Annotated in this window: 15 protein-coding genes; 12 read left to right on the top strand and 3 right to left on the bottom strand. The window is 63.2% G+C overall.

The genetic code is table 11. The annotated features are described in order from the left end of the window. Positions 1-18 precede the first annotated feature (18 nt). The 7 genes from QCE79_RS24790 (at position 19) to QCE79_RS24760 (ending at position 6,059) form a co-directional block, all read left to right on the top strand. Positions 19-948, top strand: a complete 930-nt coding sequence (locus QCE79_RS24790) for a methylenetetrahydromethanopterin dehydrogenase (RefSeq protein ID WP_309848379.1) — start codon at positions 19-21, stop codon at positions 946-948. Further along, the gene (locus QCE79_RS24785; protein ID WP_309848377.1) at positions 945-2,117 is read left to right on the top strand and encodes an ATP-grasp domain-containing protein; all 1,173 of its coding nucleotides are present in this window, start codon (positions 945-947) and stop codon (positions 2,115-2,117) included. The genes QCE79_RS24790 and QCE79_RS24785 overlap by 4 nt, the downstream gene beginning before the upstream one ends. Further along, a complete protein-coding gene (gene mch / locus QCE79_RS24780; RefSeq protein WP_309848375.1) occupies positions 2,114-3,112 on the top strand; it encodes a methenyltetrahydromethanopterin cyclohydrolase in 999 nt (332 codons plus the stop codon). Before QCE79_RS24785 ends, mch begins: the two co-directional genes overlap by 4 nt. A gap of 2 nt (positions 3,113-3,114) precedes the next feature. Continuing rightward, complete coding sequence (locus tag QCE79_RS24775; RefSeq protein WP_309850541.1) at positions 3,115-4,062, top strand: RimK family alpha-L-glutamate ligase; 948 nt, start codon at positions 3,115-3,117, stop codon at positions 4,060-4,062. Next, a complete protein-coding gene (locus QCE79_RS24770) occupies positions 4,055-4,891 on the top strand; it encodes a triphosphoribosyl-dephospho-CoA synthase (protein WP_309848373.1) in 837 nt (278 codons plus the stop codon). The genes QCE79_RS24775 and QCE79_RS24770 overlap by 8 nt, the downstream gene beginning before the upstream one ends. Positions 4,892-5,059: 168 nt before the next feature. Then, a complete protein-coding gene (gene fae, locus QCE79_RS24765; RefSeq protein ID WP_244828807.1) occupies positions 5,060-5,569 on the top strand; it encodes a formaldehyde-activating enzyme in 510 nt (169 codons plus the stop codon). A gap of 88 nt (positions 5,570-5,657) precedes the next feature. Beyond that, complete coding sequence (locus QCE79_RS24760) at positions 5,658-6,059, top strand: hypothetical protein (protein ID WP_244828808.1); 402 nt, start codon at positions 5,658-5,660, stop codon at positions 6,057-6,059. Between the two features lie 66 nt (positions 6,060-6,125). Here the strand turns inward: QCE79_RS24760 and QCE79_RS24755 are convergent, their stop codons facing one another. Further along, positions 6,126-6,611, bottom strand: a complete 486-nt coding sequence (locus QCE79_RS24755; protein ID WP_309848371.1) for a dihydroneopterin aldolase — start codon at positions 6,609-6,611, stop codon at positions 6,126-6,128. Between the two features lie 323 nt (positions 6,612-6,934). Here QCE79_RS24755 and QCE79_RS24750 point away from each other — a divergent pair, with 323 nt between their 5' ends. The 3 genes from QCE79_RS24750 to QCE79_RS24740 are packed head-to-tail and all read left to right on the top strand — an operon-like array spanning position 6,935 to position 11,024. Beyond that, positions 6,935-9,037, top strand: a complete 2,103-nt coding sequence (locus QCE79_RS24750; protein WP_309848369.1) for a sigma-54-dependent Fis family transcriptional regulator — start codon at positions 6,935-6,937, stop codon at positions 9,035-9,037. Continuing rightward, positions 9,034-9,645 (top strand): flavoprotein, encoded by a 612-nt coding sequence (locus tag QCE79_RS24745; RefSeq protein ID WP_250493747.1) that lies wholly within the window; start codon positions 9,034-9,036, stop codon positions 9,643-9,645. Before QCE79_RS24750 ends, QCE79_RS24745 begins: the two co-directional genes overlap by 4 nt. Next, positions 9,624-11,024 (top strand): DUF6513 domain-containing protein, encoded by a 1,401-nt coding sequence (locus tag QCE79_RS24740; protein ID WP_309848366.1) that lies wholly within the window; start codon positions 9,624-9,626, stop codon positions 11,022-11,024. The genes QCE79_RS24745 and QCE79_RS24740 overlap by 22 nt, the downstream gene beginning before the upstream one ends. A 1-nt stretch (position 11,025) precedes the next feature. Here QCE79_RS24740 and QCE79_RS24735 read toward each other — a convergent pair whose 3' ends face one another. Further along, complete coding sequence (locus QCE79_RS24735; RefSeq protein WP_309848364.1) at positions 11,026-11,577, bottom strand: thioredoxin family protein; 552 nt, start codon at positions 11,575-11,577, stop codon at positions 11,026-11,028. Positions 11,578-11,670: 93 nt separating this feature from the next. Between QCE79_RS24735 and QCE79_RS24730 the strand changes: the two genes are divergently transcribed. Beyond that, positions 11,671-11,925, top strand: coding sequence for a type II toxin-antitoxin system Phd/YefM family antitoxin (locus tag QCE79_RS24730; RefSeq protein ID WP_250493750.1), 255 nt, complete (start codon positions 11,671-11,673; stop codon positions 11,923-11,925). Continuing rightward, positions 11,925-12,302 carry a type II toxin-antitoxin system VapC family toxin gene (locus QCE79_RS24725; protein ID WP_250467541.1) on the top strand — a complete coding sequence of 126 codons (378 nt, stop codon included), beginning with the start codon at positions 11,925-11,927 and terminating at the stop codon, positions 12,300-12,302. Before QCE79_RS24730 ends, QCE79_RS24725 begins: the two co-directional genes overlap by 1 nt. A gap of 59 nt (positions 12,303-12,361) precedes the next feature. Here the strand turns inward: QCE79_RS24725 and fba are convergent, their stop codons facing one another. Beyond that, positions 12,362-13,399, bottom strand: coding sequence for a class II fructose-bisphosphate aldolase (gene fba, locus QCE79_RS24720; RefSeq protein ID WP_309848363.1), 1,038 nt, complete (start codon positions 13,397-13,399; stop codon positions 12,362-12,364). Positions 13,400-13,428 lie beyond the last annotated feature (29 nt).

The raw sequence follows: 13,428 nt of genomic DNA, 5'->3' as shown, positions 1-13,428 counted from the left end.
GACCACGAGTCCATCGACATGTCCGAAGCTTTCGAAAGACCTTATGTGCTCCACATGTTCACGAGCACGCCGCAGATGAGTCCGTTCGATGTCAACATGGCGGCCGATGCCGGCTATCAGATCGTCGTGCCTTACTGCAATGTCGATGAAGATATCGTCGTGCAACTCACGCAGGATGCGATCTTTTCACGCGGACCGAAGGGCGTATCGCGCACGGGCATCTTCATAGGCGGACGCGATGTCATGCTCGCCGCCGACATGCTCGAAAAGGCGCGTCAGGCGATGGTCCCGCCCTTCGAGGTCTCTGTCTTCACCGACCCATCGGGCGCCTACACCACGGCCGCCGCGCTCGTCGCGCTCGCGGAAAAACATCTGAAGGCCGTGCATGGCGTCGATCTCGGCGGCAAGCGCGTCTTGATACTCGGCGGCACGGGCGCGGTGGGACGCGTCGCGGCCGCGATGGCCGCATCGCTCGGCGCGGATGTCGTCGTCGCGAGCCATTCGAGCCAGTCACGCGCGACCCAGGTGAGCGACGAGATCAACCGGCGCTTCGACATTGCCACTTGCGGTGTTGCGACCGGCACGCCCGAGCAATTGCATCGCGAACTGGCGCGTGCGGAAGTCGTCTTCGCCACCGCAGTTGCAGGCGTGCAGGTGATGAGTGCCGCCGATCTCGCGCATGCCAAGAACCTGCTGATCGCGGCGGACGTCAACGCGGTGCCGCCCGAAGGCATCGCGGGCGTCAACGTGATGGACAACGGCAAGCCGCTCGCGGGCGCGGCACGCGCGGACGCCATCGGCATCGGCGCGCTCGCCATTGGCAATGTGAAGTATCAGGCGGAGCATCGGCTCTTCTTGCGCATGCGTACCGGCGGCAAGCCCGTGTATCTCGGCTATCCCGAAGCATTCGACGAAGCGCGCGCGGTCGTCGCGGGGCTCGGCTCATGATCCATTCCGTTGCAGCGCGTGCGCCACGCGTCGCCGTGGCGGGGCTTTCAGCCCGGCTGCTCGCGCAATCCGCCGCGCGTGCCGGGCTCAACGTCGTGGCGCTCGATATCTTCGGCGACCGCGACACGCGCGAGAACTCGGGCATGTGGTTCGATATCGGAGGGGATGGCTTGTCGATAGACCGCACCCGTCTTTTCGATGCGCTCGAATGCGCCGCGCGTCTGCCGCGCATGCTGGGGCTCATCGTGACGAGCGGGCTCGAACCGCTCGCGAGTGAACTGAGCCGCATGCCGCATATGCCGCGCTTCATCGGCAATGGCGTGGAAGCCGCCGCGGTGCGCGACCCGCGCCGCTTCTTCGCGCTGCTCGACGACGCGCAGATCGCGCATCCGGCAGTGCGCTTCGGCAGGCCCGCCGATGCGCGCGGCTGGCTCATGAAGCGTTCGGACGGCTGCGGCGGCACGCATATCGAATGGGCGGAACACGCTGACAACGCTCCCGCCGATGCCTATTTTCAGCGTCTCGCGCAAGGCCGTTCGATGTCCGCGCTCTTCGTCGCGGCGCGTCGCGAAGCGGCGATCATTGGCTTCGCGGAACAGTTGAGTATCGAAACGGGGCGTCTGCCTTTCGTGCACGCGGGTTCGCTCGGGCCGATCGCATTGCCGCCAGGGATAACCGAGCGCATCGTTGCCGCCATCGAAACCATCGTGTGGAAGACCGGCTTGACGGGCCTCAACAGCATTGACTTTCTGCTCGATGACGACACGTTTCAAGTCCTCGAAGTGAACACACGCCCCTCCTCGACGATGGCGCTCTACGAAGCCGCATGGCCCGATGAATGGCCGCGCGGATTGATCGGCGCGCATCTCGACGCATGCCTGCACGGCGCGTTGCCGCGTTCGACGCTTGCATCGTCGCGAACGCCGGCGTCGATAGCGGGCCAGCGCGTGGTCTTTGCGCCCGCGTCGTTCACCGTGTCGCGCCTCTTCAGCGATGCGTGTTTCGAAGACCCCGCGTGTCACGACGTGCCGCTCACCGGCGCGCGCATCGAAGCGGGCATGCCGGTCTGCACGGTCACCGCGGCCGCGCCCACGCTCGACGCCTTGCGCAATGCACTGACAAATGAAAGCGCGCGGCTTCTGCAACGCATCGACTCATACTGCCCATGACTTCATCGAATCAACTCAGCGTCAACGCATCGAGCGCGAGGCTCGTGGATCGCCTGATCGACGACGCCGCGCGCTTGCGGGTGGAAGTCACGCGCACGCCGGCTGGCACCGTTATCGTCGATGCTGGCGTGAACGCCGCAGGCAGCGCCGAAGCGGGCCTCTTGATCGCGCGTATCTGCATGGGCGGGCTCGGGCGTGTCGAGTTGCGCAGCGCTTTCGATGCCGCGCCTTCCTGGCCGAGCTATATCGAAGTGCAGACCTCGAACCCCGTGCTCGCGTGTCTCGGCAGTCAGTACGCGGGCTGGAGTCTTTCGGCGACGAAGGAACAAACGGGCGGCAAGAAATTCTTCTCGCTCGGCTCGGGGCCAGCGCGCGCGCTTGCAGGCAAGGAGCCGCTCTTCGACGAACTCGCGTATCGCGACCATCACGAACGCGGCGCGCTCGTCATGGAAGTGGACCGCTTGCCACCGCAGATCGTCATCGACAAAGTACTCGCGGATTGCGGGCTCGCGGCGGACAAGCTCGTCATCGCGGTCACGCCGACGCAGTCTGTGGCGGGCACGGTGCAAGTCGTTGCACGCGTGGTGGAAGTGGCGCTCCATAAGACGCATGTGCTGGGCGTGGACCTGAGCGAGATCGTGGAAGGCAGCGGCACCGCGCCCTTGCCGCCGCCCTCGCCCGACGCCATTCAGGCGATGGGCCGCACCAACGACGCCATTCTCTACGGAGGCCGCGTGCATCTCACCGTCAGGAGCGATGCCGTGGCGAAGCGCCTTGCCGCCGAGTTGCCTTCGGCGAATGCGCGCGATTACGGGCGTCCCTTCGCGGAAATCTTCACGTCGTTCAACTACGACTTTTATCAGATCGATGGCGCGCTCTTCGCGCCCGCCGAAGCGTGGGTATCAAGCCTAGAAAGCGGCGCGACCTATCGCGGCGGCAAGCTCGATCAGGCGCTGCTCGATGCGCAATGGCGCGGCAAGAAGGACGCGGCATGACGATGGTATCGCGCGTCGCCATCATGACCGACGAAACCGGCTGGCACACGGGCCGGCTGAAGAAGGCGTTCCGCGCGCGCGGCGTGGAGGCGCGTTGCGTCGATCTCGCGGATTGCCGTATCGACACCACCTGGCCACCGTTCGGCCTCGCGATTCCCGGCTTCGGCCACGCCCTGCCCGATGCGGTATTCGTGCGCGGCATCGCGGGCGGAACCTTCGAGCAGGTCACGTTGCGGCTCGGCATTCTGCATGCGCTGCGCGAATGCGGCGTGCCGGTCTATAACGACGCCCGCGCGATCGAGCGCAGCGTGGATAAGTCGATGACGAGCTTTCTGCTCAACCGCTACGGCGTGCCGACCCCGGCCACATGGGCCGGCGAATCCACGGCGCATGCGCAACGCGTGTTGATGCGCGAGGCGGCTGCGGGCAGGCAGGTCGTCATCAAGCCGCTGTTCGGCTCGCAAGGCAAGGGCTTGAAGCGGCTCGGCGCGCGCTCGCGCGGGCAGGCGTGCGCGCCGTTGCCATCGCTCAAGCCTTTTAGTCAGGTCGCATATCTTCAGCGTTATGTCGATAGCGGCGAGCCCGGTTTCGACTGGCGCGTGTTCGTGATCGGCACGCGGGCCGTGGCCGCGATGAAGCGCGTGGGCGGCGAGAACTGGATTCATAACTTCGCGCGCGGTGCACGCTGCGAGCCCGCCGAACTCACGCCCGCGCTCGCGGAAACGGCGGTGGGCGCAACCGCTGCGCTCGGCCTGGATTACGCGGGCGTCGATCTCATCGCGCCGGAAGGCGGCCGGCCGCTCGTGCTCGAAGTGAACGGCGTGGCGGCGTGGCGCGGGCTGCAATCGGTGACATCGCTCGATATCGCCGCGCTGCTCGTCGACGATCTGCTCGACCACAAGCTCGCGGCTTCGAAAGGAAACCTCGCACGGGCGAGCGGCGATGCCTGAGCTTCATCACATCAAAGCGGCTTTTCTGCGCGCATGCCGGCTCGATGTGGAAACGCGCAAACCGGGCAACGTGAGCACGGCGAGCGCCGGACACGGAATGATCGCGAGCCAGTTCGTCGAAAGCGCTCAAGCGGCTGCAATCGGCTTGTTCGAGCCGAATGCAAGCGTCGGCACGCGCATTCTCGAAGCGGTGCGCCGCAGTTTCGACGTTGCAGGCTGCAATACGAACCTCGGCATCGTGCTCTTGTGCGCGCCGCTGTGCGTGGCTTTCGAAGAAACCGCTCCACGCGATATCGCCGCTTGGCGCACTGCAACGCAAAGGGTGCTGCATGCGCTCGACCTGGAAGACGCGCGCCTCGCTTACCGCGCGATTGCGCTGGCCAATCCGGGCGGCCTCGGCGACGCGCCGGAACAAACCGTCCACGCCGCGCCAGCTATCGACCTGCGCGCGGCGATGACGCTTGCCGCCGACCGCGACAGCATCGCGCGGCAATACGCCAATGGCTTCGCCGATATCTTCGATACCGTCCGACTGATCGATGCATCGACGGCACAGGAAGCCATGCTCGACGCATTCCTCATCTTCCTGCGTTCATGGCCCGATTCGCACATAGTGCGCAAGCTCGGCGCGGCGATGGCGCAAAGTGTCACGCGCGATGCAGCTTTACATCACGACCGATGGCGCGCCGAAGGAAGTTTTCACGACTGCCCCGCATTCGACTCGTGGGACGCCGAACTGAAGGCGCGCGGCATCAACCCCGGCACGAGCGCGGACCTCGCGGTTGCAACCTTGTTCGTGGCGCTCGCGATGGGCGCGTTTGCCGATTGATTTGCACGAAGCGCGCCGGGTGCGGACAAAAATTGGCACGGAACATGTTAGGAACTTCGCGTTTATGCAGTCCGCTTTGCGCGGTGCGAACGCCTTGAGACGGGTTTGAGGATCGTGCTTCGGGAGCGAGTCAGACGTCCCTAGAAACAAATCCATTGGAGGAAGAGCATGGCCAAGATCAACCGCGTTCTGGTAGGAGAGTCGCTCGTCGGCGATGGCAACGAAGTCGCTCACATCGACTTGATCATCGGACCGCGAGGTTCCGCTGCCGAGACCGCGTTCTGCAACGCGCTGACCAACAACAAGGACGGCTTCACATCGCTACTCGCCGTGGTCGCACCGAATTTGCTGACCAAGCCGAACACCATTCTCTTCAACAAGGTCACGATCAAGGGCGCGAAGCAAGCCGTGCAGATGTTCGGCCCGGCGCAGCATGCGGTGGCGCTCGCGGTCGCCGACAGCGTGGAGGACGGCACCATTCCCGCCGACGAAGCCGACGACCTTTTCATCTGCGTCGGGGTTTTCATCCACTGGGAAGCGGATGACGACAAGAAGATTCAGGAGTACAACTACAAGGCAACCAAGGAAGCTCTCCAGCGTGCGGTGGCGGGCGAGCCCAAGGCTTCGGAAGTCGTTTCGAAGAAGGGATCGGCGGCGCATCCGTTCGCAGCGAACTGATCGTCTGTCGTGGCCGGCGCGGGGCTTGCATCCGCGCCGGCTGCTTTCGAATCAAACATGAATCACGGATGAATACGAGGCTTATCGCATGACCCCACGTTGCTGCGCGTTGACGGTGCTCACTTGCCTCTCGCTCGCTTCGCCGCTTTCGTTCGGCGCGACGGCTGCGGCCAAGGACGGCGCTTCCGCTTCGCGACATGATTATCCGACCGAGGGACGCGTCGAATACGTGCTCGGCTGCATGGACGACAACGGCCACGACTTCGCCAACGTCTACAAGTGCTCCTGCGCCATCGACAAGATCTCCCAGAGCCTCACCTACGACGATTTCGTCGAGCAGATGACGTTCTCCAAGTACGCCTCGCTCGGTGGCGAAGGCGGCGGCGAGTTTCGCGTGGATCGCGCCAAGGCACAGACGAAGAAGTACCGCGAGCTTCAGAAGGACGCATTCAAGGCTTGCGGAATCGTGCAGAAGGCGGCGGCTCGATAAGCCGGTTCAGCCGTTTCATGCAGATGCTGCCGGTGTCGTCAATGACGCACCGGCAAGATTCGACGCTCATTCCGGCATATAGCCGCGTCCGATCCACGCGAGACTCACGCCGCCACGCGGCGATGCCGTCGCCGTGCTCCGCCGCCTTTCGATGACGACGCCCACCGCTTCGACATCCTCGAACTTGGCCGGCTTTTCGAGCGATACCTTCACCCAATGCGCGCCGAAGTCCGCGATCACGCGCTGCGCGATCTGTTCGGCGAGCGCTTCGAGCAACTGCACATGGTGCGCTGCCAGGAGCCCGAGAATCGCCTCCCGCACCGCAGCATAATTGACGGTATCTTCGATACGATCCGTGACGCACGCGCGCAGCGAGGGCACGCCGATCGCGAGATTCATGCGCACCGGCTGCGGGTCGTGCAGCTCGCTCTTGTCGATGCCGATCACCGTCTGGCCCGTGAGTCCCTCGATATAGACGATATCCATGTGAGCCCCACGGGATGCATCGGCGTCCGCCTGACTGGCGTCGCGAATCGGTTCGAATTTGCCCATATCGTCGTCTCCGGAACGGCATCGAAAAATCCGTAAGCTCCAAGCAAGAAGCGGGCAAGAACGCTTAAACCAATGCGACTACTTATTGAACCAATGCGTCAGAGCATGTAAAGTTTTTGAGAACCGTGCTGGCCGACTGAGGGTGATCGGGCACTACGGCCACGAGGCGCGCGCATGCGGTTATCGGCAAATACAAGTACCAATAGAGTAGCGAGACCCGCAGCGCCAGCGGAAAACACAACAGATTCGACTTTCGACGGCTGTGCCGTACGCGTAAACACGTACGAGCGCAGCCGGAACGGACGTCACGGAGACACGGCCCCATGTCGTTGCTAGCAGACGTAGATACGCATGTCAGGGAAGTGCTGAATATCGTGAACAATCCGCTGGCGTCACGCCGCACCAGCGCTTCGGTCGCGCAATCGTGGACGCGCTGCCTGACGGAGTTCAGGCTCGACCCCGGCCATTTCGTCATGCCACCCGTGCTCACGCAGCGCGAACTCACCGAGCGCCGCGAGGCCGCGAGCGATCTCATCGCGTGCTCGAAGCTGGAGATGACGACGCTTTATCAGCAACTGGCCGATCCCGAACTCGCTGTCGTACTCGTCGATGCGGACGGCGTGATCGTTCATCAGGTGTCCTCGGTGCCGTTCGGCGAGGCCGTCGCCGCCGATGGCCTGCGCGTGGGCGCCGTGTGGAGCGAGCGCGAAGCGGGCACCAACGGCATGGGTACGTGCCTGATCGAACGCGACTGCATTGCCGTGTGCCAGCACGAGCATTTCTATCCGCGCTATACGTCGCTCACGTGTTCGGCCGCGCCGATCTTCGACGATCGCGGCACGGTGGTCGGCGTGCTCGATGTCACGAGCCGCTCGAAGCTCTTGCAACAGCATTCGCTGGTGCTCGTCGGCATGTCGCGGCAGATGATCGAAAATCGTTTGATCGATGCGCGCTACCGTCACGCGAACATGATTCATTTTCATAGCCGGCCGGAATTCGTCGGCACGCTGCACGCGGGCAAGCTCGCTGTCAGCGACGACGGCGTGGTGCTCGCCGCGAGCCGCAGCGCGCTCTTTCAGCTCGATCTGCGTTCGCCCGCGGAGTTGTACGGCAAGCGCATCGAGGAAGCGTTCAACGCATCGCTCGAAGACATGATCGCGCGCAGCATTCGCGGCTCGTTTCATCCGGTGACCGTGTATAGCGCGAAGGCCAACACGCGCTTTTTCCTGACCGCGCAGACGCCGCGCGAAGGCATGCGCGACACGAGCCGCATTCTCCTGAACGATCCCGTCACGCGCGATTCTTCCGCGCCGGGATCGCGCGTAAGAGCGCCCAAACGCGATGCCCAGGACGTCCGCGACGTTCGTGATGGCGCGAGCACCGGCGCGGGCCGCCTCGACAAACTCTCGCATCTGGAATTCGGCGATCCGCGCATGGCTTCGCAGATTCAGCTTGCGGCGCGCGTGATCCAGCGCAAGATCCCGATCATCTTGCGCGGCCAGACCGGCACCGGCAAGGAAGTGTTCGCCAATGCGCTGCACAGCATCAGCCCGAACGGGTCGGGTGCGTTCGTCGCGGTGAACTGTGCATCGTTGCCGGAGAATCTCATCGAGAGCGAGTTGTTCGGGTATCGCGCGGGCGCTTTCACCGGCGCGCAGCGCGAAGGCCGGCGCGGCAAGATCGTGCAGGCCAATGGCGGCACGCTGTTTCTGGATGAAATCGGCGACATGCCGCTCGCTCTGCAAGCGCGTCTCTTACGCGTACTGGAAGAGCACGAGGTGACGCCGCTCGGTGCTGAAACCACCGTGAAGGTGGACTTTCAGCTCATCAGCGCGAGCCATAGAAACCTGATCGAACTCGTGCAGACCGGCCTCTTTCGCGAGGACTTGTACTATCGGCTGAACGGGATCGAGATCAATCTGCCGCCGTTGCGCGAACGGGCCGATGCGCTCGCGCTCATCTGCCATATCCTCGAAACGGAAACGTCCGAGCCGCCTTCATTGAGCGTCGAAGCGCGGCAGGCGCTGCTGAGTTATGCGTGGCCCGGCAACATCCGGCAGTTGCGGCATGTGCTGCAAATGGCGATTGCGTTGTGCGACGGTCCCGAGATTCGCTGCGCGCATCTGCCGCCGGAAATCGTCAACGGTGTGTCGGCGCAGACCGCGACGCAAAGCGCGCCGCGCACGCCGAATGTCGCCGCTACGTTCGCGCATCTCACCGAAGACGCCGATACGTCCACGCTCAACGCCATTCAGTTGCGTGAGCGCGAGACCGTGCTGCAATTGCTCGACGAACATCGCTGGAACGTGAGCAACGTGGCGAAGGTGCTCGGCATCAGCCGCAACACGTTGTACCGGAAGATGCATCGTCTGCATATCAGGTTGTCGCACGACTCGCCCAACGCAACGGATCAAGCCGACGCATGACGGAACGGTCCAGCGAACCCACGCCCGCGCGCCGGCTCGACGAATTCAAAGCCGACGCGCGCTTTGCGTGGTGCGTCACGGGCTCCGGCCATATGCTCGAGGAATCCATCGAGCTTGCGCTGCGCTTGCCGGGCGTCGACATGTTCTTGTCGTCCGCGGGCGAGGAAGTGCTGCCGCTCTACGGCTGGACCCTCGCGAAACTGCGCGAACGCTTTCGCGTGTTTCGCGATAACAGCGCGAGCAGCGTGCCCGTCGGCATGCTATATCAGGGCGACTATCACACCGTCGTGATCGCGCCCGCAACGAGCAACACCGTCGCCAAGTGCGCGTTCGGCATCTCCGATACGCTCCCGACCAATCTCTTCGCGCAGGCCGGTAAGCAGTGTGTGCCGGGCATCGTGTATGCATGCGATACGGAACCGAGCGTCATCACGCATGCGCCGCGTCAATGGGTCGAACTGCGGCCGCGCGCCATCGAATTCGACAACGTCGAACGGCTTGCGCGCTTCGAACTCACGACGGTCGCGCGCACGCTCGACGACTTGCGCCACGCTCTCGATCAACGGCTATCCGAACTGAAGCTCGCATGGAACACATCGTCTTCCTGACCGGGCGGCTCGCCGAACGCAGTCTTCAACAAGTGCTGGAAGGCATCGCACCGACTTCGAATCAGGACTCGCCATTTTCGTGGGAAGTGCGCGAAATCGGCTTGCAGGTCGCGGGGCTGATGACGGCCGACATGATCCGCCGGCGCGTGGTGCCGCCGCTCACCGAAGGCACGCACCGCGTGATCGTGCCCGGCCGATGCCGTGGCGACCTCGACATGCTCTCCGCGCATTTCGGCGTGAAGGTCGAGCGCGGTCCCGAAGAAGTCAAGGACTTGCCGCAGTTCTTCGGCCGCGAGGCGCGAAAGGTGGATCTCTCGCGTTACGAGACGGAAATTTTCGCGGAGATCGTCGATGCGCCGCGTCTCGATCTCGATGGCATCGCGGCACGCGCGCTTGACTATCAGGCTCAGGGCGCGAATGTAATCGATATCGGTTGCCTGCCCGCTACGCCGTTTCCGCATCTGGAAGATGCGGTGACGATGCTCAAGGAACGCGGTTTTCGCGTAAGTGTCGATTCCATGCTTACCGATGAACTCGTGCGCGGCGGACACGCGGGCGCCGATTACGTGATGAGCCTGAATGTGGATACGTTGTGGGTCGCCGACGAAGTGGCATCGACGCCGATACTCGTGCCGCGCGAACCGCTCGACGTGACATCGCTCGATGCGGCCATCGACATCATGCAGCAACGCGGTCGTCCGTTTCTCGCCGATCCGATTCTCGATCCGATCCCGTTCGGGCTCGCGGCATCCATTGCGCGCTATGTAGGCCTGCGAGAACGCTACGCCGATGTGCCGATCATGATGGGCGTCGGCAACGTGACCGAGTTGACCGAGGCGGACACGAGCGGCATCAACGCCGTGCTGTTCGGCATGGCGGCGGAGTTGCGCGTCGCGGCCGTGCTGACCACTTCCGTGAGTCTGCATGCCCGCCGCGCCGTGCGTGAAGCCGATGTCGCGCGGCGCGTGATGCATGCGGCGCGTGAGACACAGACCTTGCCGAAGGGCATATCGAGCGACTTGTCGGCGCTGCATTCGAAGCGGCCGTTTCCTTATAACGCCGAGGAGATCGGCGCGCTCGCGGCGGCGGTGCGCGACCCCAACTTTCGCGTGCAGGTTTCCGCCGATGGCATTCACGTCTACAACCGCGACGGGCATCGCCTTGCAATCGATCCGTTCGCGCTTTATCCCGATCTCAAACTCGAAGCCGATGGCGGACACGCGTTCTACATGGGCGTGCAACTCGCGCGGGCCGAGATCGCGTGGCAACTCGGCAAGCGCTTCGATCAGGATCAGCCGCTCGATTGGGGATGCGAGGTGGATCGGCCCGAAGAGGACTTGAGCGCGTGGCATGCGCCCGGGCCCACCAGAAAACGCTGAGTCACGACGCTTTCCATTTGATCGAGCAGCCGAGCGCGGGGAGTTGCAGAGCCTGTGTGGTGCCATGGACCGCGATGTCGCGCATGGCTTCGTAGAGATCGCGGCGCGCATCGGGCAACGGTTCCTTGCGCGATGCATCGATTCTGCCGCGATAGCGCAGCTTCAGCTCATGGTCGAAACCGAAGCATTCCGGCGTGCAGACGGCGCCGTATGCATGCGCGACTTGCTGCGTTTCATCGAAGAGATACGGGAACGGCAGGCGTTGATTTTCGGCGAGGCGCACCATGGCGTCGAAATCGTCGTCGGTGTAGACGCTTGCATCGTTCGAGTTGATGCCGACGACGTTCACGCCTGTTTCACGTAGCTGGATGGCGTCGCGGATGAGGCCTGGCAACGCAGCTTTCACATACGGGCAGTGATTGCACATGAACACGATGACGAGGCCGCGCTCGCCCTTGAGACTGTCGAGCGTGCGGGTCGTGCCGTCGGTGGCGATGAGCGCGAAAGTCGCGGCATCCGCGCCCGGTTCGCCCGGCGGAGATTCGGTCGGCATGAGGTTGCTCCCAATTGGCTGTTCGGCATATCGACGAGGCGTTTCAAACCGTCTAGCATGTTGAAACGCTAACTTAGTTATCCGGAGCACAACATGATGCACACTGTCAGCATTGAATATGCTAAAGCTAACTTTTCGCAACTTATTGAGCTGGCGCTAAAGGGGGAAAGGGTTGAAATACAAGACGACTCGGGCCCGTCCTTTACGCTCAGCTGCATTCGTCGAGTCAAGGGCAGGAGGATTGGCATCGCGAAGGGACTCATCTCGCAAGAAGAGGTCGATGCGATAACCGAAGCGTTGCTTGCGCCGCTGCCCGACGACATACTCGCCGCGTTCGAGGGCCGGTAATGCGACTGTTGCTCGATACGCACATCTATGTCTGGTCCGTGACCGAAGACCGACGGCTTCCAAAGAAGGCACGCAGTCTGATCGAAGATGCAACTGAAATCTACGTCAGTTCCGCAAGCATCTGGGAACTGGCTATCAAAGCCGCTCGCGGCAAGCTTGAACCGCGTGTGCAGCAAATCCTCAACGGAGTGGATGACCTTGCTTATGCCGAACTTACCGTGAGTCATATGCATGCGCTTGCAGTACGTGACCTACCGCTTTTTCACTACGATCCCTTTGATCGTCTGCTGGTCGCGCAAGCTGCGAGCGAGCTTCTGCGATTGATTACCTCCGATCGACTTCTCTCGCCGTACCACGACTGCGTCACCGTCGTTTGATCGGTCTCTGCTTTGGTTGAGAGCCAAAGCAGAGACTATTCACGCAACTGACCAGTCCCTCAGTGATACCGCCTCGCCATAGCCTCCAACGCCATCGGCTTGATCCTCGCCGCTTGCCCCGCGCACCCGAACGCCTCGAACCGTTCGATACATAAGTCCCTCGCCGCCGCCGTCGCCGCCTTCAAAGCGTGACGCGGATCGAACTCCGAGCGCGCCGATGCCATCGCGCGACGCATCGCGCCCGTCATCGCAAGGCGAATGTCCGTGTCGATATTGACCTTGCGCACGCCATTCGCAATCCCGCGCCGTATCTCCTCGACCGGCACGCCGAACGTCGAACCAATCTCGCCGCCGTGCTCGCGTATCACCGTCAGCCACTCCTGCGGCACCGAAGACGAGCCATGCATCACGAGATGCGTATCCGGAATGCGCGCGTGTATCTCGGCGATGCGGTCTATCGCGAGAATATCGCCCGTCGGCTGACGGCTGAACTTGTAAGCGCCGTGCGACGTGCCAATGGCAATCGCCAGCGCATCGATGCCCGTCGCTTCGACGAAGGCGCGCGCTTCATCGGGATCGGTGAGCAAGCGGTCGTGACTGAGCGCGCCCTTTACGCCCACGCCGTCCTCTTCGCCCGCAAGGCCGGTTTCGAGCGAACCCAGGCAGCCCAGTTCCCCTTCCACCGATACGCCGACCGAATGCGCCGCATCCACCACGCGCCGGCTGACCTCGACGTTGTAGTCGTAGTCCGCAGGCGTCTTCTGGTCCGGCATGAGCGAGCCGTCCATCATCACGGACGTGAAGCCGGAACGGATCGCCTGCTGACACACCGAAGGGCTCGCGCCGTGATCCTGGTGCAGCACCACCGGAAGCTCCGGATGCGCCTCGATGGCCGCCAGCACCAGATGCCGCAGATACGTCTCGCCCGCATACTTGCGCGCGCCCGCCGACGCCTGCAGGATCACCGGGCTTTGCGTCGCCTCGGCGGCCTGCATGATCGCGTGCACCTGCTCCATGTTGTTGACGTTGAACGCAGGCACGCCGTAATCGTGCTCGGCCGCGTGGTCGAGCAATTGTCTCAATGCGATAAAAGCCATCGTCATGTCTCCGTTGGCGGGAATAGAAA

It is taken from the genome of Caballeronia sp. LZ003 (assembly GCF_031451465.1).
GTDB lineage: Bacteria > Pseudomonadota > Gammaproteobacteria > Burkholderiales > Burkholderiaceae > Caballeronia.
The sequence above is the reverse complement of the archived record's forward strand: the minus strand, read 5'-3'. Positions and strand labels throughout refer to the sequence as shown.